The 26147-nt window shown below is 64.7% G+C and carries 29 protein-coding genes and 1 pseudogene; 11 read left to right on the plus strand and 19 right to left on the minus strand.

Annotated elements, in window-relative coordinates; all coding sequences use genetic code 11:
* Positions 1-25 precede the first annotated feature (25 nt).
* Together EN869_RS28625 and EN869_RS28630 are read left to right on the plus strand one after the other, a co-directional pair.
* Complete coding sequence (locus EN869_RS28625; protein ID WP_127230533.1) at positions 26-223, plus strand: hypothetical protein; 198 nt, start codon at positions 26-28, stop codon at positions 221-223.
* Positions 224-260: 37 nt separating this feature from the next.
* Positions 261-578 carry a plasmid stabilization protein gene (locus tag EN869_RS28630; RefSeq protein ID WP_127230532.1) on the plus strand — a complete coding sequence of 106 codons (318 nt, stop codon included), beginning with the start codon at positions 261-263 and terminating at the stop codon, positions 576-578.
* Between the two features lie 200 nt (positions 579-778).
* On the opposite strand, the gene EN869_RS28635 is transcribed toward EN869_RS28630, so the two are convergent.
* Complete coding sequence (locus tag EN869_RS28635) at positions 779-1237, minus strand: Lrp/AsnC family transcriptional regulator (protein WP_127230531.1); 459 nt, start codon at positions 1235-1237, stop codon at positions 779-781.
* 168 nt (positions 1238-1405) lie between these two features.
* On the opposite strand from EN869_RS28635, the gene EN869_RS28640 reads away from it, so the two are divergent.
* Positions 1406-2149 (plus strand): AzlC family ABC transporter permease, encoded by a 744-nt coding sequence (locus EN869_RS28640; protein ID WP_127230530.1) that lies wholly within the window; start codon positions 1406-1408, stop codon positions 2147-2149.
* Entirely contained in the window at positions 2146-2445 is a 300-nt protein-coding gene (locus EN869_RS28645) for an AzlD family protein (protein ID WP_127230529.1), read from the plus strand. The genes EN869_RS28640 and EN869_RS28645 overlap by 4 nt, the downstream gene beginning before the upstream one ends.
* 4 nt (positions 2446-2449) lie before the next feature.
* On the opposite strand, the gene EN869_RS28650 is transcribed toward EN869_RS28645, so the two are convergent.
* The 7 genes from EN869_RS28650 to EN869_RS28680 all read right to left on the minus strand — a co-directional run bounded on the left by EN869_RS28650 (position 2450) and on the right by EN869_RS28680 (position 11188).
* Entirely contained in the window at positions 2450-2947 is a 498-nt protein-coding gene (locus EN869_RS28650) for a hypothetical protein (RefSeq protein WP_127230528.1), read from the minus strand.
* A 318-nt stretch (positions 2948-3265) separates the two neighbouring features.
* On the minus strand, positions 3266-3655 hold the full coding sequence (locus EN869_RS28655) for a hypothetical protein (RefSeq protein WP_127230527.1): 390 nt from the start codon (positions 3653-3655) through the stop codon (positions 3266-3268).
* Between the two features lie 89 nt (positions 3656-3744).
* Positions 3745-5865, minus strand: a complete 2121-nt coding sequence (locus EN869_RS28660) for an EAL domain-containing protein (protein ID WP_127230526.1) — start codon at positions 5863-5865, stop codon at positions 3745-3747.
* Between the two features lie 255 nt (positions 5866-6120).
* Positions 6121-7281 carry a M20 aminoacylase family protein gene (locus EN869_RS28665; RefSeq protein WP_127230525.1) on the minus strand — a complete coding sequence of 387 codons (1161 nt, stop codon included), beginning with the start codon at positions 7279-7281 and terminating at the stop codon, positions 6121-6123.
* Positions 7282-7348: 67 nt separating this feature from the next.
* Positions 7349-8545: a diaminopropionate ammonia-lyase gene (locus EN869_RS28670; protein ID WP_127230524.1), complete on the minus strand. Its 1197-nt coding sequence runs from the start codon at positions 8543-8545 to the stop codon at positions 7349-7351.
* 208 nt (positions 8546-8753) lie between these two features.
* Positions 8754-9989, minus strand: coding sequence for a Zn-dependent hydrolase (locus EN869_RS28675; protein ID WP_127230523.1), 1236 nt, complete (start codon positions 9987-9989; stop codon positions 8754-8756).
* Positions 9986-11188 (minus strand): diaminopropionate ammonia-lyase, encoded by a 1203-nt coding sequence (locus tag EN869_RS28680; RefSeq protein ID WP_127230522.1) that lies wholly within the window; start codon positions 11186-11188, stop codon positions 9986-9988. Before EN869_RS28680 ends, EN869_RS28675 begins: the two co-directional genes overlap by 4 nt.
* A gap of 107 nt (positions 11189-11295) precedes the next feature.
* On the opposite strand from EN869_RS28680, the gene EN869_RS28685 reads away from it, so the two are divergent.
* The 3 genes from EN869_RS28685 (at position 11296) to EN869_RS28695 (ending at position 12486) form a co-directional block, all read left to right on the plus strand.
* Entirely contained in the window at positions 11296-11778 is a 483-nt protein-coding gene (locus tag EN869_RS28685) for an Lrp/AsnC family transcriptional regulator (RefSeq protein WP_127230521.1), read from the plus strand.
* Between the two features lie 81 nt (positions 11779-11859).
* A complete protein-coding gene (locus tag EN869_RS28690) occupies positions 11860-12141 on the plus strand; it encodes a type II toxin-antitoxin system RelE/ParE family toxin (protein WP_127230520.1) in 282 nt (93 codons plus the stop codon).
* Positions 12142-12186: 45 nt separating this feature from the next.
* Positions 12187-12486, plus strand: coding sequence for a HigA family addiction module antitoxin (locus tag EN869_RS28695; RefSeq protein ID WP_127230519.1), 300 nt, complete (start codon positions 12187-12189; stop codon positions 12484-12486).
* Positions 12487-12585: 99 nt separating this feature from the next.
* Here the strand turns inward: EN869_RS28695 and EN869_RS28700 are convergent, their stop codons facing one another.
* The 8 genes and pseudogenes from EN869_RS28700 to EN869_RS28735 all read right to left on the minus strand — a co-directional run bounded on the left by EN869_RS28700 (position 12586) and on the right by EN869_RS28735 (position 20980).
* Entirely contained in the window at positions 12586-13569 is a 984-nt protein-coding gene (locus EN869_RS28700) for a branched-chain amino acid ABC transporter permease (RefSeq protein ID WP_167507116.1), read from the minus strand.
* Entirely contained in the window at positions 13562-14449 is an 888-nt protein-coding gene (locus EN869_RS28705) for a branched-chain amino acid ABC transporter permease (protein WP_127230517.1), read from the minus strand. Before EN869_RS28705 ends, EN869_RS28700 begins: the two co-directional genes overlap by 8 nt.
* Positions 14450-14456: 7 nt before the next feature.
* The gene (locus EN869_RS28710; RefSeq protein ID WP_127230516.1) at positions 14457-15161 is read right to left on the minus strand and encodes an ABC transporter ATP-binding protein; all 705 of its coding nucleotides are present in this window, start codon (positions 15159-15161) and stop codon (positions 14457-14459) included.
* A complete protein-coding gene (locus tag EN869_RS28715; protein WP_245489608.1) occupies positions 15154-15984 on the minus strand; it encodes an ABC transporter ATP-binding protein in 831 nt (276 codons plus the stop codon). Before EN869_RS28715 ends, EN869_RS28710 begins: the two co-directional genes overlap by 8 nt.
* Positions 15981-17140 (minus strand): annotated as a pseudogene (locus EN869_RS28720) (ABC transporter substrate-binding protein). The gene EN869_RS28715 and the pseudogene EN869_RS28720 overlap by 4 nt, the downstream one beginning before the upstream one ends.
* A gap of 276 nt (positions 17141-17416) precedes the next feature.
* The gene (locus EN869_RS28725; RefSeq protein ID WP_167507117.1) at positions 17417-18475 is read right to left on the minus strand and encodes a nucleotidyltransferase domain-containing protein; all 1059 of its coding nucleotides are present in this window, start codon (positions 18473-18475) and stop codon (positions 17417-17419) included.
* Positions 18476-18645: 170 nt separating this feature from the next.
* Positions 18646-19353 carry an SDR family NAD(P)-dependent oxidoreductase gene (locus EN869_RS28730; protein WP_127230784.1) on the minus strand — a complete coding sequence of 236 codons (708 nt, stop codon included), beginning with the start codon at positions 19351-19353 and terminating at the stop codon, positions 18646-18648.
* A gap of 253 nt (positions 19354-19606) precedes the next feature.
* Positions 19607-20980 (minus strand): adenylate/guanylate cyclase domain-containing protein, encoded by a 1374-nt coding sequence (locus EN869_RS28735; RefSeq protein WP_127230783.1) that lies wholly within the window; start codon positions 20978-20980, stop codon positions 19607-19609.
* Positions 20981-21332: 352 nt separating this feature from the next.
* Between EN869_RS28735 and EN869_RS28740 the strand changes: the two genes are divergently transcribed.
* The gene (locus EN869_RS28740; protein ID WP_127230782.1) at positions 21333-21647 is read left to right on the plus strand and encodes a hypothetical protein; all 315 of its coding nucleotides are present in this window, start codon (positions 21333-21335) and stop codon (positions 21645-21647) included.
* Between the two features lie 139 nt (positions 21648-21786).
* On the opposite strand, the gene EN869_RS28745 is transcribed toward EN869_RS28740, so the two are convergent.
* Positions 21787-22386 (minus strand): YdeI/OmpD-associated family protein, encoded by a 600-nt coding sequence (locus tag EN869_RS28745; RefSeq protein WP_127230781.1) that lies wholly within the window; start codon positions 22384-22386, stop codon positions 21787-21789.
* A 29-nt stretch (positions 22387-22415) separates the two neighbouring features.
* Here EN869_RS28745 and EN869_RS35690 point away from each other — a divergent pair, with 29 nt between their 5' ends.
* The 3 genes from EN869_RS35690 (at position 22416) to EN869_RS28760 (ending at position 24081) form a co-directional block, all read left to right on the plus strand.
* Positions 22416-22790 (plus strand): type II toxin-antitoxin system HicA family toxin, encoded by a 375-nt coding sequence (locus EN869_RS35690; protein ID WP_348630871.1) that lies wholly within the window; start codon positions 22416-22418, stop codon positions 22788-22790.
* Between the two features lie 12 nt (positions 22791-22802).
* A complete protein-coding gene (locus tag EN869_RS28755; protein WP_127230780.1) occupies positions 22803-23237 on the plus strand; it encodes a type II toxin-antitoxin system HicB family antitoxin in 435 nt (144 codons plus the stop codon).
* 106 nt (positions 23238-23343) lie between these two features.
* The gene (locus EN869_RS28760; RefSeq protein ID WP_127230779.1) at positions 23344-24081 is read left to right on the plus strand and encodes an SDR family oxidoreductase; all 738 of its coding nucleotides are present in this window, start codon (positions 23344-23346) and stop codon (positions 24079-24081) included.
* 27 nt (positions 24082-24108) lie between these two features.
* Here the strand turns inward: EN869_RS28760 and EN869_RS28765 are convergent, their stop codons facing one another.
* Together EN869_RS28765 and EN869_RS28770 are read right to left on the minus strand one after the other, a co-directional pair.
* Complete coding sequence (locus EN869_RS28765) at positions 24109-25047, minus strand: LysR family transcriptional regulator (protein WP_127230778.1); 939 nt, start codon at positions 25045-25047, stop codon at positions 24109-24111.
* Positions 25048-25060: 13 nt separating this feature from the next.
* On the minus strand, positions 25061-25963 hold the full coding sequence (locus EN869_RS28770) for a S1C family serine protease (RefSeq protein ID WP_127230777.1): 903 nt from the start codon (positions 25961-25963) through the stop codon (positions 25061-25063).
* Between the last annotated feature and the right edge of the window lie 184 nt (positions 25964-26147).

The raw sequence follows: 26147 nt of genomic DNA on the forward strand, positions 1-26147 counted from the left end.
ACGCCCTCCGGAAAGCGAGGCACGGATGAGCAATTCACCGAAGAAAGGACCGGCTGGAACGTCGGATCAATGGCCGCGCTGGGAAGGCCCGAAGGCCAACAGGCCGCGCGGCTACCTGCCGGCCAAGGACGATCCGGACGAGAACCGCGACGCCGCCGGCGAGAACAACAAGGATCCGGAACGCTCCGACCTTGGCGACGTCGCCAAGAAGAAGCGTTCCTGAGGGTTGGAATTCACTCAGCGCAACAAGGAGAAGAAAAATGCCACGTGGCGACAAATCGAAATACACCGACAAGCAGGAACGCAAGGCCGACCATATCGCCGAAGGCTATGAGAAGCGGGGCGTCTCCGAGAAAGAGGCCGAGCGTCGCGCCTGGGCGACCGTCAACAAGGACGATGCCGGCGGCAAGAAGGAAGGCGGGTCCGGCCGAGGCAAGCACACCGGCAATCCGGCCGCGCACAAGGGCGGCCGCATGGGCGGCAAGGCCTCCGGCGAGCGTTCCGCGGCCGAGCGTTCGGCTTCGGCCAAGAAGGCGGCGGCGACACGCAAGCGGAACGAGAACCACGCGCATCATTGAGCGAAGGCTTCCCTTCTCCCCTTGTGGGAGAAGGTGGCCGCGAAGCGGCCGGATGAGGGGTGCTGGAAGAAACGAGGCGCTGAAGAATAGGATGCTTCAAGCGCCCATTTCTTCATCGTAGCGATCCTTCCAACACCCCTCATCCGTCTCGGCGCTGCGCGCCGATCCACCTTCTCCCACAAGGGGAGAAGGGAAGCCCTTCACAACGGCATCTCCGAAGTCTGCTTGATCGTCTGGCTGGGCACGTCCGTCTTGACGTTCTGCACGCCCTTGATGCGGCTCAGATGCTCCGACTGAAAGCGGCGGTAGTCGTCGATGCCGGCCGCCACGATGCGCACCAGGGCGTCGCAGTCGCCGAGCATCAGATGGCACTCCATCACTTCGGGGAATTTCGCCACCTCGGCGGCGAAATGCTCGATCGTGTCCTCGTCCTGCTGTTTCAGCCAGATGCGGGTGAAGAAGGTCTGGCCGCGGCCGATCTTGGCCGGGTTGAGCACCGCGACATAGCGGTCGATGACGCCGGCCTCCTCCAGCAGTTTCACGCGGCGCAGGCAAGGCGATGGCGACAGGCCGACCTCCTTCGCCAGATCGTTGTTGGCCATGCGGCCGTCGCGCTGCAGGGCGCGCAGGATGCGTCTGTCGATCTCATCCAGCTTCATAGCTTCAAATTCCAATCTTTTTCTTGAATTCGCCATCCAATGCCAAATCGTGGCAGAAGCGGCGCATCTTCGCAACCCGATTGCCGGGTATTTCGGCTATGGTGGCACACCGATGACCGACAACTGAGCAGGAGAACGGCGGCCGCGAGGCCGGCCGAAGGCAGAGCCATGAGCGTTTCCGAGATCGCCCTCGCCGAGGGCCAGGCCACCAGCGGGTGTAACGCCGAGTTCCGGCGCGGGCTTGCCGCCTCGACGCCGATGCTGCTCGGCATCATCCCCTATGCGCTGGTGCTTGGCGCGCAAGCCGCGCAGAAGGGGCTTTCCGTCGTCGAGGTGCCGCTGATGACCGGCCTCAACTTCGCCGGCGGTTCCGAATTCGCCGCGATCCAGCTCTGGACCTCGCCGCCGCATGTCCTTCTGATCGCCGCCATCACGCTTTTGGTCAACAGCCGGCATTTCCTGATGGGCGCCGCACTTGCGCCATTCATCAGGCATCTGCCGAGGCGTAAGGTTCTTCCGGCGCTGTTCTTGATGTGCGACGAGAGCTGGGCGGTAGGCCTGGCGGATGCGCAGCGGCGCGCCGCCGCCGGCATGCGGCCGGCCTTCAGCCTGCCTTTCTATCTGGGCGCCGGCTTGTCCGTCTACCTCGCCTGGGTGGCGTTCACGACTTGCGGCGCGGCGCTCGGGCCGGTGCTCGGCGACGTCGAAAAATATGGTTTCGCGATGGCCTTCCCGGCAGTCTTCCTGGTGCTGCTGCGGGGCATGTGGAAGGGCTTTGCCGCAGCGCGGCCATGGCTGGTCAGCCTTGTGGTCGCGGCGCTCACCTATCTCGTCGTGCCCGGCGCCTGGTATGTGGCGGCCGGCGCGCTGTCCGGCCTGGTAGCCGCGTGGTTCCTGGCAGGTGACAAATGATCGACCCGATGACCGTGCTCGCCATCCTGGCGATGGCCGGCGTGACGTATCTCACCCGCATCGGCGGCTATGTGATGCTTAAGAACCGTACGCTCAGCCCGCGCGCCACGGCGGTGATGGAAGCCGCGCCCGGCTGCGTGCTGATCTCGGTGATCGCGCCGGATTTCGTCTCGAAGAACCCGGCCGACCTCGCGGCTCTGGCCATCACGCTGCTTGCCGCGACGCGGCTGTCGATGCTGCCGACAGTGGTGATCGGGGTGGGGTCGGCGGGCGTGTTGCGGTGGCTGTTGGGATGACGCGTCAGAGGCTGTAAAGCCCGAGATCGTCCGGCCGGCCTGAAGCGGCCTCGCCCTGTCCGCCCGCATGCTGCCTCAACGCGTCATCCAGCCTGTCGTTGTCGCCGCCTTGCGGACGGACGATGGCGTTGACGAGCGTATCCAGCGAAACGCCAAGCTGGTCCAGGCCAAGCTGCCTTTCGATCTTGGGGATCGCCGACGGAGATTGCCGTTTCAACGCTTCGACGGCGTTCTTGATCGCCGAACCGTAGGAAGACACGGAATCGTAGTCTGCCTGGTCGACTGCGAACTCCTTGCCGGCGCGCTGCATCAGCCGGACCTTCGTCGCCGTGATGTTGAGGCTGTCGACGCTGAACTTGGGTGCCGAGTCCGCGGGCTCCGCCTGCGTGAGCGGCAAAGCCGCGGTGGCGGTGGCGTTCGCGACGAGGCCGTCCGCCTGCGGCCTTGGCGGCAGGCGCTGCGGCTGCAGGATCACAAGCGTAGTGTTGAGCGTCGAAGACATGAGAGGTCTCGCAAGCGCCAGTCCGTCATGGATCGGACGCCGGACAGTCGAGCCAAGACGTCATGTCCCGAGCAGCACGGGTCGGTTCAAAGGCAGTAGCCCCGACTGTCCTAAAAGTTCGATAGAACGATGGTTCGTCTTTTAACGATGACCCGCGCTATCCGCTTGTTTTGGCTCAATTCCGGCCCAGGGGCCACGGCGGGGGTCGCCGAGCCTGTCGGTCCTTCCTGGAATCGCTCTGCGCGCCGCCGGCAAGCGGGACTCGCCCCTGCTTGCCGGAAATCCGCCAGCCGGGATTGCGGCATTCAATCCGGACGCTCAGTCGTCGCCGCCGCCGCTGTCGCCGCCGCCGTCATGGCTGCCGCTGTCGCCGCCGCCGTCGTGGCTGCCGCTGTCTCCGCCGCCATCATGGCTGCCACCGTCCCCGTCTTCGTGGTCGCCCTCGTGATTCTCGCCCTGATCGTCGCCGTCCTGGTCGCCTTCATGCGAGCCGGAGGCGGCGCTGTCCCCGCTATGCCCGGCCTCGTCATTCTCGGCGGCCTCGTGGTCGTCGCCGACGCTGGACGTGTTGACCTGGTCCTCATCATCGTCGGCCGTGGATGTCGCCGTCACCCCGCCGCCATTATCCGAGCCCGCATGGGATGGCTGGGTGGCGAAGATGCCGAGCAGGCCGATTGCGGTTGCCGCAAGCAAGGGAAGGGTTTTCATTCAGGCGCTCCGATCCGTTTATCGGGTCGCATCTTTGCCGAGCCGGATTACGGCGCCCTTAAACGGGTGATTGCAATTTTAGCAACCGCTTATTTTACAGCACCCAGCCTGGCATGCGGCCGTTCCGACAAGATCGCGCCGCTGACGGCTCTTGCCACGATCGCCTCCAGCGGCTCGGGCCGGTGCAGCAAATAGCCCTGGCCATAGGCGACGCCCATGCCGATGAGGATTTCCAGCCCGTTCCTTTCCTCGATCTTCTCGGCCACCACGGCCGCGCCCATCGAGCGGGCGATGCCGGTGATCGCGGAGACGATTTCGCGGTCGAAGCGGCTGTTGGCGATATGCTGGACGAAGGAGCCGTCGATCTTGATGGCGTCGATGGGGAAGCGCCTGAGATATTCGAAGGAGCTCATGCCGGCGCCGAAATCGTCGAGGCTGACGCGGCAATGGCGCTCGCGCGCGCGACGCACGAATGCCTCGGCCGCGTCGAAATTGGTGACGGCGGCGGTCTCGGTGATCTCGAAGCCGATGGCCGATGGCGGCGCGCCGCTTTCGGCGATGGCCTGGTCGACGAAGCTCCAGAGCTGCGGATCCGAAAGCGTCTGCGCCGACAGGTTGAAGTCGAGCGAGACGGCGCCGGCGCGCATCGCCTCGCCATGGCGCAGCATCGCCGTGTGGATGATCCAGCGGTCGAGCCGGGCGGCAAGGCCGAAGCGTTCGGCCACCGGCACGAAATCGACCGGCGGGATCATCTTGCCGTTGCGGCCTTCGAGCCTGGCCAGCACCTCGACATGGCGGCTGTCTTCCCATGGCAGGCCGAGCTGGTGGATTTCCTGGCCGTAAAGTTTCAGCCGGCCGTCCTCCATCGCATCGACCAGGTCGGCGGCGAGCCGCGCGGCGTTCAGGCCGCCGGAGCCGGCGGCCGATTCCGGCGAGAACACGGCAAAGCGGTCGCGGCCGCCGGCCTTGGCGGCGTAGCAGGCGTCGTCGGCGCAGGCGAGCGCGTCGGCGACCGCCATGTTGGGGTCGCGCACGAAGGCGATGCCGATGCTGGCGGCAAGCCGGCGCGAGCCGACCGCCGAGCCGAGATCGGCATCGCGCACCGCGGCGAGCACGGCGCGGGCAATGCGCTCGGCACAGGCGTCTTTGCAATTCGGCACCATCAGCGCGAATTCGTCGCCGCCGAGGCGCGCCGCATGCGCCGAGGCCGGCAGGCTGGCAAGGATGCCGGCCGCGACGCTCTTCAGCGCTAGGTCGCCGGCGGCATGGCCGGCATAGTCGTTGAGCGCCTTGAAGTAGTCGAGGTCGACATAAAACACCGCAAGCGGCAGGCGCTCGGCCAGGGCGATGTTTTCGGCGAGCAGCCGGTCGAAGGCCGCGCGGTTTAGCAGCCCGGTCAGGGCGTCGTGGCGCGCGGCGAAGGCAAGTCCCTCGGCGCGCGTCTTCTCCTCGGTGATGTCGCGCACGGTGCCCAGCACCTGGCCGGCCGAGCCGACATCGGCGACGAAGCGCACCAGCGACTCGAGATGGCGGACCTCGCCGTCACGCCGGATGATGCGGTATTGCGAGGCCACGACATCGTTGGAGCCCGGCGCGATCTGATGGGCGCGCTCGGTGGCTTCCTTGTCGTCGGGATGAAGATAGGTGTGCCATAGCTCGGCCGACACCTCGTCCTTGTCGGCGACGAGGCCGAATATCTCGCGGCTGCGCGCGTCCCAATAACTCTTCCTGGTGCCGATGTCGTGATGCCAGATGCCGGTGCCGCTGGCGGCGAGCGCCAGGCGGAAGCGGATGTTGACCTGCTCGAGCGCCGCCTCGGCCTCTTTCTGCCGGGTGACGTCGGTCTGTACGCCCATCAGCCTGAGCGGCTTGCCGTCGGCGTCCCATTCGACAATGCCGCCGCGATCGAGCACCCAGACCCAGCGGCCGTCCTTGTGGCGCAGGCGAAGCTCGGTCTCGATGGAATCGACAAGGCCCGCGATGTGGCTGTCGCCGCTTTCCTGCGCGCGCTGGCGGTCGTCGGGATGGGTGAGCTTCAGCCAGAGGTCGGAGGTGTTGGCGAGCTCGCCCTCCTCATAGCCCAGCATCTTCGACCAGGTCGGCGAATAGTAGCAATCGCCGGTCGACAGGTTCCAGTCCCAGAGGCCGAGATGAGCGCGCTCAAGCGCCAGCGCCCAGAAATTGCCGTTGCGTCTATTGTCGTCCGCCATTCTTTGTTCTTGCCGTCCCGTCCCCGGCAATACTGCACGAAAGCAGAGAAGAAAGAGTTACCGGGGTACAGCTAATCTCCCCCCTGTGGGGGAGATGGCCGGCAGGCCAGAGGGGGGCGCGAAGGAAACGCGGCGTTGGCTGGATTTGAGACGACCTATTTGGCCGTATCGCCGGGTACCGCGACGAGCTGAAAGGCCAGCGGGACAGCGCCCCCCTCTGCCCTGCCGGGCACTCCCCCACAAGGGGGGAGATTGCTAATCGCCCACCGCCAGCCTGCGTCTCACCACAGCGGCGTGATACCGCGCGCCATGCAGCAGGCCTTCGTCGTTGAAGTCGTAGGCGGGGTTGTGCAGCGGCGGGGTGCCGCCATTGCCCATGAAGACGAAGCATCCAGGCACATGGGCGAGGAAACGGGCGAAGTCCTCCGAGGCGGTCATCGGCTCAGCCGCGGCCTTGACGGCGCCATCGCCGAATACGGCTCGGGCCGCCGCAAGTGCCTCGTCGACAAGCGTCGCGTCATTGATCAAAGGCACGAACTCGCGCGTGTAAGTGACTTGCGCTCTGACATTATAGGCCTGCGCGGTGCCCTCGGCGATGCGGCGCATCTCGTTCTCGATCGCGGCGCTCACCTCAGGCCGGAAGCTGCGGCAGTCGCCGAGGATGCGCGCCATGCCCGGCAGCGCGTTGCGCGTGCCGTCGGTGATGAGCTCGGTCACCGAGACGACGCCGATATCGGCCGGGCTCAGGCGACGCGAGACGATGGTCTGCAGATTGACCACCAGCGCGCAGGCCGCGACCAGCGTCTCCTGCCCCGCATGCGGCCGCGCGGCGTGGCCGCCGAGGCCTTTGAGCACGATTTCGAAATTGTCCTCGGCCGACATCACCGGACCGCTCCGCGTCTCGAAATGGCCGATGGGGAGGCCCGGCATGTTGTGCAGGCCGAAGATCTCCTCGAAGGGGAAGCGCTCGAGCAGGCCGTCGTCGAGCATCGCCAGCGCGCCTTTGCCCCATTCCTCGGCCGGCTGGAAGATGAAGCGCACCGTGCCGTCGAAACCGCCTTCGCTGGCGAGCAGCCTGGCGGCGCCAAGCAGCATCGAGGTGTGGCCGTCATGGCCGCAGGCATGCATGGTGCCGGGCGCCTGTGACCGCCAGGCTTGCGTGCCCTGCTCGGCGATGCGCAGCGCGTCCATGTCGGCGCGCAGCGCGATGGCGCGGTTGCCGCTGCCCCTGGTCAGCGTGCCGACGACGCCGGTGCCGCCGATGCCTTCGGCGACGTCCAGTCCGAAGTCGCGCAGCTTTCGCGCGACGAAAGCGGCGGTGCGCTTTTCCTCGAAACCGAATTCGGGATGGGCGTGGAGGTCGTGCCGCCACGCCGTCATTTCGCGATGCAGCGCCTGCTGGTCGAGTTCAGCCATCGTCAGCCTCAAGCTTTTGAGGCAATCCCGGACGGAAAGCCGCTTCGCACCTTTCCTGGAATTGCTCTTAGGCAGTCTGCAAGAATACCTCTTCCGGCGCCATCCCGACCAGCTCGGCAAAGCGGCCATGGTCGGTCGCGCCCTCCGAGTTGATGACGAGCACGCGCGAATGCTTGTCGAGGCCGAGCGCCGTGCGCATGCGCCTGTCGCCCACGGCGCGGACCAGCCCGGCGAGCCCTGCCCCGCCGCTCTCGCCGGAGATGATGGCTGGGTCGTTGCCGAGGGGCCGCGCCAGCCGCTTCATCACCGCCACCGCATCGTCTTCCTCCACCGTCATGAAGGCATCACCGACACGGGCCAGCACGCGCCAGGCGACGAGGGAAGGCTCGGCGCATTCGAGCATCGTCATGACGGTCGGCTGCTGATGGGCGATCGTCACCGGACGGCCGGCCTCGGCCGAGGCGTAGACGCAGGCCGACCGCCGCGGCTCGACCACCACGGCCTTCGGCCGCCGCTCGCCCAGCATAACCGCCATGTGGCCGGCGATCGCCGCGGCGAAACCGCCGACGCCGGCCTGCAGGAAGACATGCGTGGGCGGCTCGGGCAAGCGCCGCAGCGTCTCGCGCACGATCACCGTATAGCCTTGCATGACCAGGCCGGGAACGCGCTCATAGCCGAGCCAGGAGGTGTTGGAGACGATCTTCCAGCCGCGCTCGGCGCCGACGCGGGCGACTTCGCGCACCGCATGGTCATAGCCGCCCTCGACCTCGACGATCTCGGCGCCGAAGCGGGCGATCGCCGCGACACGCTCGGCACTGACGCCGGCATGGACGAAGATCACCGAACGCGCGCCGACAAGGCCGGCGCCCTGCGCGACCGAGCGGCCATGGTTGCCGTCGGTGGCGCAGACGAAGATCATGCTGGATGCGATCTCGCGCACCCTTGGCGCGCCGATCTCGCTGATATCGACTTCGCGACCAAGGCGCTTGCCGGCCTCCTCCAGCACCAGCCGCATGACGGCATAGGCGCCGCCCAGCGCCTTGAAGGAGCCTAGGCCAAGACGCTGGCCCTCATCCTTGACGTGAAGCGAGGCAATGCCGAGCTCACCGGCCAGCGCCCGCAAGGCGAGCAGCGGTGTTTCGGCATGGTCGTCGCGCGCCTCGAGATAATGCTCGGCCCGCGCGCCGCCAGCCATGCCGAGGGACTCGGCATCCGCGGCAACCAACGGCTGGTTGTGTTCTGGACGTTGGTTGAGCAGCAGCATGCTAGTCTTCCTGCAAGGCACTGAAACTCTGGCGGGCGCGAATCGGGCGCGATTCCGGCGCTTTAATTGGCTAAGTGATTGAAGTTTGTTTCGATTGGATGTCGCCGAATGTTCGCTTCGCAGCGACTCGATACAGCAAACTTGACTATTTTTGGTGGTATTTGGCCTTGCGGCGCGCCGCCGATGCCCATATTCGCCCATCCCGCGATCATTCGGCCGCCAGCCGGGCGGCGACGCCCAGCAGGATGTTGGCGCCGGCAACCAGTTCGCCTGGGGCGGTGAACTCGGCCGGGTTGTGGCTGATGCCGCCCCGGCTGGGCACGAAGATCATCGCGGACGGCGCGATGCGCGCGATCATCTGGGCATCATGGCCGGCGCCCGAGGTCATGCGCCGGCAGGAAAGGCCGGCGGCCCTGGCGCCATCCTCGATCAGCGAGACGATCCCGGCATCGAAGGTCACCGGCTCGAAGCGCGCCAGGCTTTCAGCGTGGACGGTGACGCCGGCGCTTGCCGCAAGTTGTTCCAGGAAGGCGGCGAGCGCCGCTTCCTCTTCGCGAAGATGCATTTCGTTCGGATCGCGAAGATCGATGGTGAAGGTCGCCCGCGACGGGATGACGTTGATGGCGTTGGGCTCGAAGGCGATGGTGCCGACAGTCGCGACCGTCCGCGTCGGCGAGGCGCCGGCGCGATCCGCGAGGAAGCCGATCACCCGCGCGGCGGCGACTCCGGCATCGCGGCGCATCGACATTGGCGTGGTGCCGGCATGGTTGGCCTCGCCGTCGATGGTGATGCGCTGCCAGGAAATGCCCTGCAGGTTTTCGACCGCGCCGATGGCGATGGCCTCGCGCTCCAGCACCGGGCCCTGCTCGACATGCAATTCGACATAGGCATGCGGCTCGAGGAAACCTGGCTCGTATTTGCCGGCATAGCCGATCCGTTCCAATTCCTTGCCCAGCACCGCGCCGTCGGTGCCGACCGAGGCCAGCGCCTCCGCCAGGTCGCGGCCGCCGGCAAAGACCAGCGAACCCATCATATCGGGCGAAAAGCGCACGCCCTCCTCGTTGGTGAAGGCGGCGACGACGAGCGGGCGGGACGGCGCGAAGCCGGCCTCCTTGAGGCTCTCGATCGCCTCAAGGGCGGCGAGCACGCCGTAGCAGCCGTCATAGATGCCGGCATCGATCACCGTGTCGATATGCGAGCCGAGCATGACCGGCGCCTGGCCTTCATTGGCGCCGGTCTTCCAGATGCCGAAGATGTTGCCGATGCGGTCGACGGCGACCTCAAGTCCCGCCTCCTCCAGCCAGCCGACGAGGCGGTCGCGGCCCAACTTGTCCATGTCGGAGGCGGCGACGCGGACCAGGCGGCCCTGCGCGTCGCGGCCGATTCCGCCGAGCTCCTGGATGCGGCCGAGAAGCCGGTCGGTGTTGATCGTCAGATTGCTCATGCCGGCAGCCTTGCGTTTGCGACCTCGTCCGGCGCCATGCCGACCAGCTCCGCATAGCGGCGAGGATCGGTCGCGCCTTCGGAGTTGATGATCAGCACGCGCGAATGGGCGTCAAGGCCGAGCGCCGCTCGCGTCTTCTTGTCGCTAGCAGCGCGGATCAGCCCGGCAAGTCCTGCCCCGCCGCTCTCACCGGAGACGATCGCCGGATCATCGCCCGAAGGCCGCGCCAGGCGGTTCATCACCGAAACGGCGTCTTTCTCGTCCACGGTCATGAAGGCATCGCCGAGGCGCGACAGCACGCGCCAGGCGACCAAGGACGGCTCATAGCATTCGAGCATCGCCATCACCGTGGGCTTGCTGTGCGCGATCGCGACAGGATGTCCGGCCTTCGCGGTGGCGTAGATGCACGCCGCCCGCGCGGGCTCGACCACGATTGCCGTCGGACGATCCGCGCCGAGCATGACGGCGAGATGGCCGGCCACCGCGGCGGCGAAGCCGCCGACGCCGGCCTGCAGGAAGACGTGGGTGGGCGGCTCAGGCAGATGCTTCAGCGCTTCGCGCACGATTACCGTGTAGCCCTGCATCACCAGTCCCGGAATGCGCTCATAGCCCGGCCAGGACGTGTCGGAGACGACGGTCCAGCAGCGCTCGGCGGCGACGCGGGCGGCCTCCCTGACCGACTGGTCGTAGTCGCCGGCGATGCGCACCATCTCGGCGCCGAAGCGGGCGATGGCCGCCACGCGTTCGTCGCTGACGCCCGAATGGACGAAGATGACGGAGTGCGCGCCGACCAGGCCGGCGCCCTGCGCCACCGAGCGCCCGTGATTGCCGTCGGTCGCGCAGGCGAAGGTCATGCCGGCGGCGACCGCCTTGACGTCGGGCCGGTGCAGTTCCGCGACATCGACAGCGCGACCCAACCGCCTTCCAGCCTCCTCCAGCACCAGATGCATGACGGCATAGGCGCCGCCGAGCGCCTTGAAGCTGCCGAGGCCGAGGCGCTTGCCCTCGTCCTTGACGTGGAGCGTGCCGACGCCCAGTTCGCCGGCCAGCGCCGGCAAGGCATGCAGCGGCGTCTCGGCGTGGTTGTCGCGCGCGGCAAGGAAGCGCTCGGCCTCCTCGGCGCCCGCGAGCCCAAGCGTCGCGGCGTCTTCCTCCGCCAGCGGCTGGCCATACTCCGGGTGGCGATTGAGCAGGAACATGGGTGGGGTTCTCCGTCCTTGAAGGCTGAAATTTATTGCAAGGCAAGCGAGAAAGGCGCTCTGTTTTGCCACTTGAAATGCAAGTTTGTTTCGTCTGGAACGCCGCCATGTCTGTTTCGCCCGAGCTCGACGCCTATGACCGCGCGATCCTCGCCATTCTGCAGCAGGACAACGCCACGCCGCAGCGCGTGATCGGCGAGAGGGTGAACCTGTCGGCGCCGGCCGTGCAGCGGCGCATCAAGCGCATGGAGGAGCAAGGCGTCATCCGCGCCAATGTCGCGCTGGTCGATCCGGCCAAGGTAGGCCAGGCGATCACCATCTTCGTCGAGGTCGAGGTCGAGAGCGAGCGCGCCGAACTGATCGACGCCGCCAAGCGCGGCTTTGCCGAAGTGCCGCAGGTGCAGCAATGCTACTACGTCACCGGCGAGGCCGATTTCATCCTGGTCGTCACCGTGGCCACGATGGCCGACTACGAGACGCTGACCAGGCGGCTGTTCTTCGCCAACAACAATGTGAAGCGGTTTCGGACCTTCGTGGCGATGGACCGGGTGAAGGTCGGGCTGGAGGTGCCGGTGGGCGGGCCAGCATAAGACGACGTTTCGTATCATATCGTGATACTTTTTGTTGACATCCACAACGTATCATGACAAGATACGTATCGCGGAAATCAGATGATCCGGTCGTTCAAGGACAAAACAACCGAGGCGGTTTCGACAGGCAAAGCGCCGAAGGGGTTTCCGGCAGACCTCGTTCGTGTCGCTCAGCGGAAACTGTTCATGCTCGACAACGCGACCGAACTGACCGACCTCAAGGTGCCGCCGGGGAACCGGCTTGAAGCCCTAAAAAGGGATCGGACCGGCCAGCATTCGATCCGGATCAATGACCAGATCCGAGTATGCTTTCGTTGGGTGGATGGCGGAGCCGAGGATGTGGAAATCACTGACTATCACTAAGCGAACCGGCCAAGCCAACACGCTTTCCCGATTGGGAGTGAGAAAATGATCAAACTCGATGTTCCTATTCACCCAGGCGAGATACTGAGGACGGAATTTCTTGAGCCGCTCGATTTGAAACCCTACACTCTGGCGAAGAAGCTTCATGTCCCACGCACGCGTATCGAGCGCCTGGCCAACGAGACCACGCCTGTTACACCGGACACGGCTTTGCGTCTCGCAAAGTTCTTTGGAACCACACCGCAGTTCTGGATGAACATGCAGGCCAGCTACGACCTGGCTGTCCAAGGCGCGTCGCTTCAGGAAGAGCTTAAGGAGATCGAGCGGTTCGAGGCGGCCGCCTAAAGCGCGTCGCGGCTGAACAGCCTCATGCGACGCGCTTTAGGTTGTTGTTTTTATGCATGTCGTTGTCCCAGAACCGCTGCGCACTTTGGGCGACATGCATTAGGAGCTCTTGCCTCCCCATCCCAGCCATCGCGCATAAATCTCCCCGACGATCCCGCGTCTAAAAATCAGCACGCAGACCATGAAGATGAGCCCGGTGGCGATGGTCACCGGGAAGCCGGAGGTGGCTAAAGTGTTCTCCAGCCCCACTACCAGCCCCGCGCCGACCACCGGGCCGACCATGGTGCCGATGCCGCCGAGCAGCGTCATCAGGATCACCTCGCCCGACATCTGCCAGGTGACATCGGTCAGCGTGGCGAACTGGAAGACGATGGCCTTGGTGGCGCCGGCAAGGCCGGCAAGGGCCGCGGACATGACGAAAGCGGCGAGCTTGTAGCGGCCGACGGAATAGCCGAGCGAGATGGCGCGGTTCTCGTTCTCGCGGATGGAGCGCAGGATCATGCCGAAGGGCGAGTTGACGATGCGCCAGATGGCAAAGACGCCGAACAGGAAGACGGCGAGCACGAAGAAATACATGTTCATGGTGACGCCGAGATCGACGACGCCGAAGAGATGGCCGCGCGGCACCCCCTGGATGCCGTCCTCGCCCGCGGTGAAGGGCGCCTGGACGCAGAAGAAGTAGAACATCTGCGCCAGCGCCAGCGTGATCATCGAGAAATAGATGCCCTGCCGGCGGATGGCGAGGAAGCCCACCACGAGGCCCATCAGCGCCGCGCCCGCGGTGCCGAGCAGGATGCCGGCCTCCGGCGGCCAGCCCCAGGCTTTCACGGCGTAGGCGCAGAAATAGGCGGCGCCGCCGAAGAAGGCGGCATGGCCGAAGGAAAGCAGGCCGGTATAGCCGAGCAGCAGGTTGAAGGCGCAGGCGAAGAGCGCGAAGCACAGCATCTTCATGACGAAGATCGGGTAGATGACGAAGGGCGCCGCGATCAGTGCCAGAATGCCCAGCGCCACCAGCGCCCGTTCCAGCCTGAGCGAGGCGGCGGCGCGTTCGGCGTGAAGGGCCGCCTCGCTCATCTCAGGCATCCCTTCCGAACAGGCCGGCTGGACGCAGCAGAAGCACGATCGCCATGATGACGAAGACGACGAGGTTCGAGGCTTCCGGGTAAAAGACCTTGGTCAGGCCCTCGGCGAGGCCGAGCATGTAGCCGGTGACGATGGCGCCCAGGATCGAGCCCATGCCGCCGACAACGACGACGGCGAAGACGACGATGATCAAGTCCGAGCCCATCAGCGGGCTGACCTGATAGACCGGTGCCGCCAGAATGCCGGCGAGCCCCGCAAGCGCCGCGCCCAGCCCGTAGGTGAGCGTCAAGAGCAGAGGCACGTTGACGCCGAAGGCCTGGACGAGCTCCGGGTTTTCGGTGGCGGCGCGCAAATACGAGCCGAGCCTGGTCTTCTCGATCAGGAGCCAGGTGCCGAGGCAGACGATGAGGGAAGCCAACACCACCCAGCCGCGATAGTTGGGCAGGAACATGAAGCCGAGATTGGTGCCGCCGGCAAGCAGCGCCGGCACGGCATAGGGATTGCCGGAGACGCCGTAATAGTAGCGGAACACACCTTCGATGACCAAGGCGAGGCCGAAGGTGAAGAGCAGTCCGTAGAGCGGGTCGAGGCGGTAGAGCCGCGACAGAGCGAGACGCTCGACCAGCATGCCGAACAGGCCGACAAGCAAAGGCACCAGCACCAGCGCCGGCCAGTAGCCGATGCCGAGATGCATGAGCAGCAGGTAGCTGATGAAGGCGCCCAGCATATAAAGCGCGCCGTGGGCGAAGTTGATGATACGCAGCAGGCCGAAGATGACGGCCAGCCCAAGGCTCAGCATGGCGTAGAACGAGCCGTTGATCAGGCCGACGAGGAGTTGGCCGAGCAAGGCCTGGATGGGGATGCCGAAGATCATGGTCATTTGGCCATCATACCCCCAGCACCTCGTGCAATTTCTCGGTGTGCGCGGAAAGCTGACTGACGGCAAACCCCTCCACCACCCTGCCGTGATCCATCAGATAAAAACGGTCGGCGATGCGGGCGGCGAAGCGGAAATTCTGCTCGACGAGCAGGATGGTCATGCCGCGTTTCTTCAGCGCCGCCAGCAATTCGCCGATCCGCTGGACGATGACCGGCGCCAGCCCTTCCGTCGGCTCGTCGAGCAAGAGCATCTCGACGCCGGTGCGCAGTATGCGGGCGATGGCCAGCATCTGCTGCTCGCCGCCGGACAGTTTCGTGCCCTGGCTGTTGCGGCGCTCCTTCAAATTGGGGAAGAGCTCGAAAATCTCCTCGACGCTCATGCCGCCCTTGGCCACGACCGGCGGCAGGATCAGGTTCTCGTCGACGGTGAGCGTCGCAAAAATGCCGCGCTCCTCCGGCACGAAGCCGATGCCCTGATGCGCGACGCGGTGCAGCGGCAGGCGCAGAAGATCCTTGCCGTTGAAGGTGACGCTACCAGAGCGCTTGCGGATCAGCCCCATGATGGCGCGCAAGGTCGTGGTCTTGCCGACGCCGTTGCGGCCAAGCAGGGTGACGGTCTCGCCGCGCATGACATCGAGGTTGACGCCATGCAAGGCGTGGCCTTCACCATACCAGGCTTGGAGGTCGCGCACGGCAAGCAGCGGCTCACTCATGCCCGGCCCTCTCATGCCGGCCCTCTTCGTGCTCGGTCCCCATATAGGCGACGCGGACACGCTCGTCCTGGCTGACGGTGGCGTAGTCGCCGGCCGCGAGCACCTGGCCGCGCTGCATGACGGTGATCCAGTCGCAGAGATCAGCAACGACAGTGAGATTGTGCTCGACCATCAGCACGGCGCGGTCTTTTGCCAGCGAACGGATGATGCCGGAGATCATGCCGACATCCTCGTGCCCCATGCCGGCCATCGGCTCGTCGAGCAGAAGCACCTTCGGGTCGAGCGCCAATGTGGTGGCGATCTCCAGCACGCGCTTGCGGCCATAGGAAAGATCGCCGGCCAGACGATGCGCTGCATCTTCCAGCCCGACGATGGCGAGCAGCTCGCGCGCCCTTGGCGTCAACGCGTTGAGCGCCGAGACCGGGCGCCAGAACTGGTAGCCCAGCCCGCCTGGACGCTGCAGCGCGACGCGCACATTGTCGAGCACCGACAGATGCGGAAAGATCGCCGAGATCTGGAACGAGCGCACCAGCCCCATGCGCGCCACACGCGCCGGCGGCGTTTGGGTGATGTCGGTGCCGAGCAGCTCGATCCTGCCGCCGGTCGGCTGCAGGAACTTTGTGAGCAGATTGAAGATCGTGGTCTTGCCGGCGCCGTTCGGGCCGATCAGCGCGTGGATTTTCGCGTGATGGACGTCGAGGTCGACATCCTTCACCGCGACGAAGCCGGCGAAGTCGCGCCTGAGGCCGCGGGCGGAAAGCACCACCCGCGACGTCTGTTCGATGCCGCCGGGACGGACGGCGGTGGCGGTGTCGAGCGTCACTTGGTGACGAGCGGGCAGCCGCTGTCTTCGGCTTTCATGAAGGCCTTGTCGCCCGGAATCGTCGCCAGGTAGTTGTAGTAATCCCAGTCCTTCTTCGACTCTTCCGGCTTCTTGACCTGATAGAGATACATGTCGTGCACCATCGAGCCGTCGGCCTGGACTTTGCCGTTGGCGGTGAAGACGTCGTTGACCGGCATTTCATGCAGCTGCTTGGCCACCGCCTCGGTCTCGTCGGTACCGGCCTTGTCGATGGCCTTCAAATATTGCGTCACCGCCGAATAGGTGCCGGCCTGGATCATGTTGGGCATGCGGTTGGTGCGCTTGAAGAATTTTTGGGCGAAGTCGCGGCTCTTGTCGTCGCGGTCCCAGTAATAGCCTTCGGTCAGCACCACGCCCTGCGCCGCCTGCAGGCCGAGTCCGTGCACTTCGGCGAGCGTGAAGAGGAGCGCCGCCAGCCTCTGGCCGCCGGCGACGATGCCGAACTCGGCCGCTTGCTTGATCGAGTTCGAGGTGTCGAGCCCGGCATTGGCAAGGCCGACGATCTTGGCGCCGGAGGACTGCGCCTGCAAAAGGAAGGAGGAATAGTCGGTGGCGCCAAGCGGATAGCGCACCTCGCCCAGCACCTTGCCGCCGCTTGCTTCGACCAGCTTGGCGGTCTGGTCCTTCAGCGAATAGCCGAAGGCGTAGTCGACGGTGATGAAATACCAGCTGTCGCCGCCCTGCTTGACCAGCTCGCCGCCGGTGCCGACCGCCTGGGAGTGCGTGTCGTAGGCCCAGTGGAAACCATAGGGCGAGCATTGCTTGCCGGTCAGATCGGTGGAAGCCGCGCCGGTGACGATGTCGATCTTCTTCTTTTCCTTGGAAATGCTTGCACGGCGAGCGCCACCGACGAGGTGGTGAGCTCCATGATCGCGTCGACCTGCTCGGTGTCGTACCATTGGCGCGCGATGTTGGAGGCGATGTCCGCCTTGTTCTGATGGTCGGCGCTGACGATCTCGATCGGCGCCCCTTGCACCTTGCCGCCGAAATCCTCGACCGCCATCTTGGCCGCCTCGACCGACCATTTGCCGCCGAAATCGGCATAGACGCCCGACTGGTCGTTGAGGATGCCGATCTTGACCTTGCCGTCGGAGATTTCACCGGCCGCGGCCGGCATCGCAGATGCCGCGACGAGCGCGGCCGAGACGAGATAGGATGCTTTCACTGATGGTTCCTCCCTGTGGCCAACCACGGGAAACGCGGCTGCCTCGCAATGGTTCAACAGTTCCGTCCGATATCGTGAAAAGGTCGGGCCTGCGTCCCGCTCGCCAGTCCTCCTCTGCGGGATCATGCCGCTGCGTGCCTTGGGTGCATGTGTCGCGACCGTAGCATCTCACTTCGCGGGGCGAGAATGCTATTTTCGTAGTATTGCGCAGGCGCGATTGCGCAGCCGCTACCAGTCGGGCTCGATTGGGGTGTCTTCGGAAAAACCTTGCGATCTGGCCTGCGAGAGCGTCTTGGCCGCTGCTTCCCGCAGCGCCGTCGGAAGCCGCTTGAGATGTTCGCCGTCCAGCGGAAGGTTGAGATAGCCGGTGGCAATGCGCGCGGCCACCTCTGCCTGCTCGCGATCCCGAGCCGCCTTGACCGCAGACCGGTCAGGCCGTCTGGCCAGCCAGGCCTTGTGCAGCGCGAATATCCGCGGGTCGATCGTCGGGATGCTTACGGGATAGCCTCGCTCGTCGATCGCCACGGCCTCCATCTTTGGTGCGTTGATAAGCCACTGCAGCCCGTCCATGGGCGCGCTATCGAGGTCATCGGCAAGCGGCGTAATCGAGGTAGGAGCGTTGTCCTTGAGGACGTTCCTTGCCTGCGGGCGGATAAGGTCGACTAGATAGCCATCACGGTTCGTTGCCCTGAAGGACCTGGGCTGCAGTGGCTTGAAGGATCTGTCCACCTTTCGCAGCACGCCTATCAAACCCGACTGGGTTATCTTCTCGGCCGTCACGAAGCTGATGCGACGGCGTGAATCGAAGAGCAGATCTATATCGCCGGTTGCCGTGAGGCCGCTCGTCACCTGAACGCCGGCCAGAGCCTCATAGGCGAACAGCGCGTTCGTGCCGACGACCAGCAATTGCTTGCCGAGCAGATCCGTTTCGGCGCAGCGCCGCAATATCCGGGCGGCGATGGCCGGCACCCGTCCCAGGCCCATTGCGACATTGATCCTGGCGAGGCCGTTCAGGCGGTCTGACAGGCCAGAAAGCAGATCCCTGTTCCGCTCCCTGCCCTCGAAGAAAGCCGCGAATGATTTTTCTGTCGCCTCGCTTTTGGGGCCAAGCGAGTTCTCGGTCTGCCCGACTTTTCGCAGCAGGTATTCGACACCGTTGCGCTTGGCCCAGCGCATGCTGCCCACGAACCGTCTTTGGTGCTCGTCATCGGCGCTGCGCCAGCTTTCATAGACCTGCTGGGTGTCTATGAGTTGACGGCGCTGGTCGCTCGTCAGTTCCCTCAGCATCAATTTTCCACTCTCCTGACTCATTTACATTACATAGTGGAAAACTGTTAAATAACAATATCTTATATATTATTTTCCACTACCATGCTCGACTTTTATCGAGATAGTGGAAAAGTATGTAAAAACAACGGTTTAAATTGGTACTGACCCAATCTCCGCGAGGTTCCGTTTCACCAGGGCAGCGTCTTGCCATCGCGGAAGAAGCCACCCGTCGGGCCGTCGTCCGGCAAGGTCGCGGCCCAGACGATACCGGCGGCACCCTGCGCGACGGAGCGTCCGCCGGGGCCGCCCATATCGGTCGCGACCCAGCCGGGGCAGATCGAATTGACCAGCACGCCCGCCCCGCGCAATTCGGCCGCAAGGATGCGGGTCAGCGCGTTGAGCGTCGCCTTGCTGGTCGAATAGGCCGGCGCGCCTGCACCCATCGAGGCAAGCGAGCCGCCTTCCGACGAGACATTGACCAGCCGGCCATGCCCGGAAGCGCTCAGCAGCGGCGCGAAGGCGGCGGCGACGCGCCAGGCGCCGAAGACATTGGTCTCGAAGGCCTCGCGGATCACTGTCCAGTCGGGCTTCAGCGCCCGGGCCGAGGGGTCGTAGTGGATCGCGGCGTTGTTGACCAGAACGTCGAGTCGGCCGAAACGGCGCTCGACCTCGGCCGCGGCGTGCGCCGCCGCATCGGAGGCGGCGACATCGAGCGCGATCGCCTCGACCGTGCCGCCGAGCTTCCTGGCCGCCGCCTCGCCCTTGGCGAGATCGCGCACGCCGATGAGGACGGTGAAGCCGAGTTCGGCCAGCTGCCTTGCCGTTTCCAGGCCGATGCCGCGATTGCCGCCGGTGACGAGCGCCACCTTGCCGGAGTGGTTCTTGGTGTTGGTCATTGCGCCTGTTCCTTCAATTCCTCTTGTCGACAGCAAAGATGGCATCGATCACGCCGGCCGATTAGAGCGCCGAATTGGCACTCATTGCGCAATGCAGCTCATAAATGGGCGCGGTCTTTGTTTCCGCGCAATTCCGGAGGGAAAACCGCTACGCACTTTTCCTGGAATTTGCTCTAGGGCCGAATGGTCCTAACTCTGGTGGAGGACTCCGCTTGTCGAATCGCCAGCGTTTTGGACGATCTGGCCGGTACGCTCACTCGAGACCTACCCAGATGTAGCCATCCTCCTCGCGGCACGGAATGAGACGCAGCGGAGCCCGGTTCTTCGAAATATCGCCGAGCATTTCCATGCCGGCCGAAGTTCCGTCCTCGTTGAGCGCCTCGCACCACCTTACGATTTCGCCTGTATCCAGATCGAATCCGCTGTGATGCCAGCGACACACCAGCGTGCCGTCCTCGCCGAAAGTGCTCGTCCGTCCTGCGTGGCCGTTGGCCCGCGAGGCAGTCTCGAAGAATGGCAACTTCAGATGCGGGCAGGCATTGTTAAAGGCATAGACGCGCCCGCCCCTGCGCAAAATCACGGCATAGAGCGTTGGGAACTCGATGACTTTGTGGTCGCCGTCCTTCAGTTCGCTCGTGGCGACCGTCCGGTGCCACGTCTTGCCGCCAAGCTGCATAGTCTCCCGCGCGCCTTTTTCGTTCAGGCGGCGCTCGGCTTCAAGCTTCAGCTTCTTTATCTCATAGAGCGTAATTCGGTCGGAGGTACCGCGCAGACGCACTCGAATGAAATCGGAAATTTCAACCTCACCCTTGACCTGTTCATAGAGCGTCTCGGTAATCAGGAGGCGGGTTCCGGCCTCCTTGTTGGCTGCCTCGACCCGGCTCGCCACATTGACCGCGTCGCCGATAGCCGTCAGGCGCTCGTTGCCGGGTGATCCGACCGAGCCGATCACCGCTTCTCCCAGATGCAAACCGACGCGAATATCGAAGTCGATGCCGTACATGGAGGCAAAAAAGGGCTTCAGCCGATCGACCGTGGCGAGGGTCTGCAGGGCCGCATTGACCGCGCGCACCGGTGCATCGTCCTGGCCCTGCACGCCAAATATCGCCATAAGCCCGTCGCCGACGAACTTGTCGATGTAGCCGTCGTTGAGCTCGATGACTTCGGCGACCTGAGTGAAATACCGATTGAGCAGGTACATGACATCGTAGGGCGTCAACGTTTCGGAGAAGTGGGTGAACCCGGCCACGTCGCTGAAGAAAATGACGACCGACTTCAGCTCGCCCGCACTGGTGGACCTGTGCGGCAGCAACTGACTGGTCATTCGCAGGTCGGTCTCGTCGAGTACGAGCCTGCGGAAGGTGATGTCGGAGTCAGGCCTGAGCTGGCATGCCAGGCGTACGTTGTTGCCAAGCCCCAACCGCTCCACGAGCGCGCGCTCCGGCGTGGTGCGCTCCGGGCAGCGGTCCGCACCGTCGAGAATCCAAATCCGGCAGGTCGAGCACTTGGCCTTGCCGCCGCAAGCGCAGGCGATCGGGACATCTGCCCGGCGAGCTGCTTCAAGGACAGATTCCCCGGGCGCCGATTTGATCGATATGTCGTCGGGCAGCGATAGCAACGTAGGCATCGGAACTGATCTTCCAGTACGAAGTGGCGCCAGACGCTGGTGTTAACAACAGGTCTGTCAGCCGGACACCGTTTTGGCCTCGTTGCGGCGACATTAGCCCAGCAACGACCCGGATGCCATCCTGGAGTCCGATAGTTCGCCTGGGTCGGTCGAAAGGCGCGATCCGCTTCGGGTTTTGACCCACCAGGCAGACCCATTCCACCGGTGGGGGAAATGCCGGACACAATCCAGAAACCAGATTCAACAGTTTGGAAAAACTCGCGAAACGACCGGCTGCCATAATGGCACCCGGAGCCGCCGACGATCGCGGCGAGCGACAACCCGATATCGATCTTCGAAAAGGAATGCCGATATGAAAAAGACCCTTCTTTCCGCGCTCGGCCTGGCCGTCGCGCTCGCTTTCGCGGTGCCGGCGGCCAACGCCCAGACCACGACGACGACCGCTCCGGCGACGACGACCACGGCTCCGGCCACGACGACCGCGGCTCCGGCAGCCGCCGAGACCGCCAAGGTCGCGCATCACAAGAAGCACAAGAAGCATCACCGCCGTCATCACGCCCGCAAGCATCACCTGCGCAAGCATCACAGGCATCATGTGCGCAAGCATTACGTGAAGCGCGCGCGCAAGTACGCCCACAAGAAGCACGCCAAGAAGCAGGCCGCGTAAGACCCCCTCCCGCCGGATTTTTTTAAGCCATTGCAAGACTTCATGACCGGATGATCCCGCGCCGCTTCAACGGGTTCGGGATCATCGCTTCCCGGAAACGCCGTCCTGCAAGGGACGGCGTTTTCGCTTCAAGGCCGGCTTACTTTTTCTTCTGCGGGTGGATCGTCTCGCCACGCTTCAGCATCGCCACCAGATCGGCGATCTTCTTCTTGCGCCCCGCCTCGGTCTTCATGTTGTGGGTGCGGAAGGCGAGCGCGAAACGGTTCTGGGCGGAAAGCGTTTCCAGCATCTTCTTCGCCTTCGGCTCGGCATCGATCGCGGCCTGCAGATCGGGCGGGATGGTCATCTCCTTCGAGCCGGCATAGGCGCGGTCCCAGCGGCCGTCGGCCTTGGCTGCCTCGGCCTCGCGCAGGCCATGCTCGGTCATGCGGCCCTCCTCGACCAGGCGCGCGACATTGTCGATGTTGATCTTGCTCCAGAGGCTCTTCCTGCCGCGCGGCGTGTAGCGCTGCAGGAAGCTCTTGTCGTCGAGCGACTTGCGCACCGCGTCGATCCAGCCGAAGCAGAGCGCGACGTCGATCGCCTGCTTCGGCGTGATCGAGGCGAGCCCCGAGCCGACCTTGTGGATCTTGATCCAGACCTCGCTTTCGGAGGCGTGGTTGTCGGCCAGCCAGGCATAAAAACTGTCGGCATCGGGGAATTCCCGAACCTTGTCAGGATCGACCTTGACCGGGGCCATCATCACCTCCCTTTTCGTCCGCAAGCAGTGTGGACGATTCCTCGGCGATTGTAGCGAGAGCTGGTGCCAGTTTGTCAGCAAAGCGTGAGATAGCCTGGCCCGATGGATTCCTGATTTACGAATTGCAGCGCCAAGAAAAACTTCTCTTTTTCAATGACTTAAAGAACTCCACACTTCTGTTGACTTCCACAGATGTGTGGAATACGCTATCTTTTATGAACGCAAGCGAATTCCGGCGCTGGCTCGCCAAGCAGGGATGTACCTTTGAAACCCACCGCGGTGGGAGCGGTCACCTGACTGTCCGTCTCAAAGACAAGGTCTCGCAACTGCCGATGCATGGCGGTGGTAAGGAGCTTGGAACGCGTCTGGTCGAGAAGATCAAGAAGGATCTGGGCCTGAAATAGAGGAGACTGTGTATGTGGTATGAACTCGCTCTCACGCCCGACGACAACGACACCTGGCTGGTTATGGCACCTCAATTCGACGAGGTGGTTTCGTATGGCGGCACAAAAGAGGAAGCCTGCCGCAATGGGCGAAATGCCATCGAGGAAGCCATCGCCGCCCGAATTGCGCACGGGGATGATATCCCCTTCCCGCTCAAGGAAACCAAGGGCAAGGGATGGTTTGTGGAAGTCCCGGCGCTAGTCTTCCTGAAATCGGCTCTCTACATGGCCCTGAGGGAAAAGGGCTGGAGTCGGGCTGATCTGATGCGCGAGCTGAAATGCCAACGAGAGCATGTCGATCGGCTGTTCCGGCTCGACCACAATTCACGGCTCGACTCGCTCGAGGAGGCGTTCAAAGCGCTCGGCCATCCGCTGCGCTTTGACATGGACTTCCACAAGGCCGCCTGACTTCCCGGCGAAAGCTAGGGCAGCCGCCCGGTCTCATCGGACCTTCCGATACCACTATCGGTTTCTTCCGTTTCCACTTCGCGCGCCGGGTGCCACATGACCGTCCATGCAAAGGAAAGGCATGGACATGGAAAAGATCCTGATCGTCGGCGGCAGTTCGGGCATGGGCCTGGCGCTTGCCAGGCGCTGTCTCGAGGAAGGCGCCGGTGTCATCATCGCTGGGCGTGGCGAAGCGAAGCTCAGCGCGGCGCGGGATAGGCTCGGCCGGCCGGGAACGCTCGAAACGGCGGTGGTCGACATCAGCCGCGAGGATGAGGTCGCGACGCTGTTCGCGCGCATCGGCCGGCTCGACCATATCGTCAGCACGGCCGCGGCGATCGAAGGCGCCTACCGGCTGTTGCCCGACATCGAACTCTCAGCCGCGCAGCTTGTGGTGGAGAGCAAGCTCTACGGGCCGCTTCTGCTTGCCAAGCATGGCGCGCCGAAACTGCCGCCGAGCGGCTCGCTGACATTCGTCTCCGGCATTGCCGCCTACCGGCCGGCGGCGCGCGGCGCGGTGGTCGCCGCGGTCAACGCAGGACTTGAGGGGCTGGTGCGGGCCTTGGCGGTCGAGTTGGCGCCGATCCGTGTCAATGCCGTGTCGCCCGGCTGGGTCGACACGCCGATCTGGGAGTTCGTCGCCGGCGACAAAAAGGACGAGACGTTGGCCGCGATGGCGAAGCGCCTGCCGGCGGGACGCGTCGGACGGCCCGAGGACATCGCCGACGCGATCCGCTTCCTGATCGGCAACGGCTTTACGACGGGGACGACGCTGCATGTCGAGGGCGGGCACCGGCTGGTGTGACCGGCGCAAAGCCTTCCCCTGCAGCGGCTATTTGTTTTTCCGCAATTCCGGACGGAAAACCGTTGCACACTTTTCCTGAAATTGCTCCAGCAGCGCCTTCAGCGCCGGCGGCAGGACGCGGCGGCGACGCCAGATCATCACGATGTCGGTCGAGCGGACCGGTCCCGGCCAGGCGAGCTCGGCCACCTCCGCGCGATCGATCGCGGCGGCGACCGCCAGCCGCGGCACCAGGCCAAAGCCGGCGCCGGCCGCCACCAGTCCGGCGATGGCGTCGATGCTGCCGGCTTCGGCGGCGAGGCTGGGCTTGCCTAGCCCTGCCTCGGCGAACGCCTTGTCGACCATGGCGCGATAGACGCAGCCGGTCTCGGTGGCGACGAAGTGCTTTTCCGCCAGCGCCGTCAGATCGACATCCGCACGGTTGTCGCCGGGCGGCGCGATCAGCGCCAGCGGCTCGTGCGCCACGACACGCCTGGCAAAGCGCTGGTCCGGCGCGTCGGTATTGCCATCAAGCTGAGTGGGCCGCTCGAAGCAGAAGGCGACGTCGATCTCGCCCTCGCCCAGCCGGCGCAGCAAGTCGCCGCTGCCGGCGATCCTGAGCTTGATGTCGATGCCGGCGTGATCCGCGCGGAAACTGGCGAGCCATGGAGCCAGCCTTGCCGAGGCGATTGTCTCCAGAGCGCCGATCGACAGGCTGCCGGCCGTCCCTGCCCTGGTGGCATCGATGGCGGCGCGCGCGTCGTCGGCGAGCGCCAGCAGGTCCTCGGCGTAGGGTTTCAGCGCCTCGCCCGCCGGCGTCAGGTCGAGCCCCTGCCGCGAGCGGGTGAAGAGGCTGGTGCCGAGTTCGGTTTCCAGCGCCTGGATCTGGTCGCTGACGCTCGACTGGGCGAGATTGACCTCCTGCGCCGCGCGCGTGACGTTGCGCGTGCGCGCGACCGCGAGAAAGGTCTTCAGCAGCCTTGGATGCATCTGGCGGGCGGCGCTACTGCAGTTGCGGCTTCTTCAGGAAGGAATTGCGGTCCGCGGATTTGACGCGCAGCCAGGTCTCGCGGCCGTCGCGCACGACGCGCAGCGGAATTTCCGCGCCGGCCGGGTTCTGCCAGAGTTTTCTGTAGAAGTCGGCCAGACCGTCGACCTCGCCGTCGCGCACGTCGGAGATGATGTCGCCCTGGCGCAGGCCCGCCTTTGCGGCCGGGCCGCCTTCGGCCACGCTCATCACCACCACCATGCTGTTCGACTCGGCCGAGAAGGCGCCGAGCCACGGGCGCGGCGCCTTGGCCGCCTGGCCGCGCTTGATGAGATCGTCGAGGATCGGCGTCAAGAGGTCGATGGGCACGACCATGTTGATGTCGGCCACCTCGCCGGCGCGGCTCATCTGCAGGCGCAGCGAGCCGATGCCGAGCAGCTTGCCGTCGCGGTCGAACAGCGCCGCCCCGCCCCAGGACGGATGCGCGGGCGTGATGAAGATCGCTTCGTCGATCAGATATTCCCAGTAGCCGGCGAACTCCTGCTTGGTGACGATGTGGGCGTCGACCTGCTGGCCGATGCCGTCGGCGAGCGTGACGGCATCGCCGATATTGGCCTTCCTGGCGTTGCCGAACTGGACAGCCGGCAGATTGAGCGGCGACAGCGCCTGCACGAGGCCGAAGCCGGTCTCCTGGTCATAGGCCAGCGCGTGCGCGGCGACCACGCGGCCGTCCTGGTCGGTCAGCCACACTTCCTCGGCCTCGGTGATGAGGTAGCCTATCGTGAGCACCAGGCCATTGTTGCGGATCACCACGCCGCTGCCCTCGCGGCGCGTGCCCAGCGCATTGGCGGTGAAAGCGTCGTCCGGAACCGTGGCGCGCACGGCAACGACGGAGCGCGAAATTTTTTCGATGGTCATCGATCCATCCTGCATTGCGGGTTTTTTCTATAAGTATGGCCAAAGGGCCGCGGTGCAAGGGCGATCTTCCCCTTGCCGGGCTGGCACAAGCGCTAGTTCAACGAAGATTGAACTTTTTTCTTTGACGCCGGCAAACCCGCACCTAAATTTATCGCCATCAGCGGACGCGCTGTCCTCCCAAACC

Origin of the sequence: Mesorhizobium sp. M2D.F.Ca.ET.226.01.1.1 (genome assembly GCF_004022705.2) — a bacterium.
Classification (GTDB): Bacteria; Pseudomonadota; Alphaproteobacteria; order Rhizobiales; family Rhizobiaceae; genus Mesorhizobium.

Bases quoted from the DNA above. Each gene is read 5' to 3' on its own strand.
- EN869_RS28625 (WP_127230533.1), top strand. From the start codon at position 26: ATGAGCAATTCACCGAAGAAAGGACCGGCTGGAACGTCGGATCAATGG.
- EN869_RS28630 (WP_127230532.1), top strand. From the start codon at position 261: ATGCCACGTGGCGACAAATCGAAATACACCGACAAGCAGGAACGCAAG.
- EN869_RS28635 (WP_127230531.1), bottom strand. From the start codon at position 1,237: ATGAAGCTGGATGAGATCGACAGACGCATCCTGCGCGCCCTGCAGCGC.
- EN869_RS28640 (WP_127230530.1), top strand. From the start codon at position 1,406: ATGAGCGTTTCCGAGATCGCCCTCGCCGAGGGCCAGGCCACCAGCGGG.
- EN869_RS28645 (WP_127230529.1), top strand. From the start codon at position 2,146: ATGATCGACCCGATGACCGTGCTCGCCATCCTGGCGATGGCCGGCGTG.
- EN869_RS28650 (WP_127230528.1), bottom strand. From the start codon at position 2,947: ATGTCTTCGACGCTCAACACTACGCTTGTGATCCTGCAGCCGCAGCGC.
- EN869_RS28655 (WP_127230527.1), bottom strand. From the start codon at position 3,655: ATGAAAACCCTTCCCTTGCTTGCGGCAACCGCAATCGGCCTGCTCGGC.
- EN869_RS28660 (WP_127230526.1), bottom strand. From the start codon at position 5,865: ATGGCGGACGACAATAGACGCAACGGCAATTTCTGGGCGCTGGCGCTT.
- EN869_RS28665 (WP_127230525.1), bottom strand. From the start codon at position 7,281: ATGGCTGAACTCGACCAGCAGGCGCTGCATCGCGAAATGACGGCGTGG.
- EN869_RS28670 (WP_127230524.1), bottom strand. From the start codon at position 8,545: ATGCTGCTGCTCAACCAACGTCCAGAACACAACCAGCCGTTGGTTGCC.
- EN869_RS28675 (WP_127230523.1), bottom strand. From the start codon at position 9,989: ATGAGCAATCTGACGATCAACACCGACCGGCTTCTCGGCCGCATCCAG.
- EN869_RS28680 (WP_127230522.1), bottom strand. From the start codon at position 11,188: ATGTTCCTGCTCAATCGCCACCCGGAGTATGGCCAGCCGCTGGCGGAG.
- EN869_RS28685 (WP_127230521.1), top strand. From the start codon at position 11,296: ATGTCTGTTTCGCCCGAGCTCGACGCCTATGACCGCGCGATCCTCGCC.
- EN869_RS28690 (WP_127230520.1), top strand. From the start codon at position 11,860: ATGATCCGGTCGTTCAAGGACAAAACAACCGAGGCGGTTTCGACAGGC.
- EN869_RS28695 (WP_127230519.1), top strand. From the start codon at position 12,187: ATGATCAAACTCGATGTTCCTATTCACCCAGGCGAGATACTGAGGACG.
- EN869_RS28700 (WP_167507116.1), bottom strand. From the start codon at position 13,569: ATGCCTGAGATGAGCGAGGCGGCCCTTCACGCCGAACGCGCCGCCGCC.
- EN869_RS28705 (WP_127230517.1), bottom strand. From the start codon at position 14,449: ATGACCATGATCTTCGGCATCCCCATCCAGGCCTTGCTCGGCCAACTC.
- EN869_RS28710 (WP_127230516.1), bottom strand. From the start codon at position 15,161: ATGAGTGAGCCGCTGCTTGCCGTGCGCGACCTCCAAGCCTGGTATGGT.
- EN869_RS28725 (WP_167507117.1), bottom strand. From the start codon at position 18,475: ATGCTGAGGGAACTGACGAGCGACCAGCGCCGTCAACTCATAGACACC.
- EN869_RS28730 (WP_127230784.1), bottom strand. From the start codon at position 19,353: ATGACCAACACCAAGAACCACTCCGGCAAGGTGGCGCTCGTCACCGGC.
- EN869_RS28735 (WP_127230783.1), bottom strand. From the start codon at position 20,980: ATGCCTACGTTGCTATCGCTGCCCGACGACATATCGATCAAATCGGCG.
- EN869_RS28740 (WP_127230782.1), top strand. From the start codon at position 21,333: ATGAAAAAGACCCTTCTTTCCGCGCTCGGCCTGGCCGTCGCGCTCGCT.
- EN869_RS28745 (WP_127230781.1), bottom strand. From the start codon at position 22,386: ATGGCCCCGGTCAAGGTCGATCCTGACAAGGTTCGGGAATTCCCCGAT.
- EN869_RS28755 (WP_127230780.1), top strand. From the start codon at position 22,803: ATGTGGTATGAACTCGCTCTCACGCCCGACGACAACGACACCTGGCTG.
- EN869_RS28760 (WP_127230779.1), top strand. From the start codon at position 23,344: ATGCAAAGGAAAGGCATGGACATGGAAAAGATCCTGATCGTCGGCGGC.
- EN869_RS28765 (WP_127230778.1), bottom strand. From the start codon at position 25,047: ATGCATCCAAGGCTGCTGAAGACCTTTCTCGCGGTCGCGCGCACGCGC.
- EN869_RS28770 (WP_127230777.1), bottom strand. From the start codon at position 25,963: ATGACCATCGAAAAAATTTCGCGCTCCGTCGTTGCCGTGCGCGCCACG.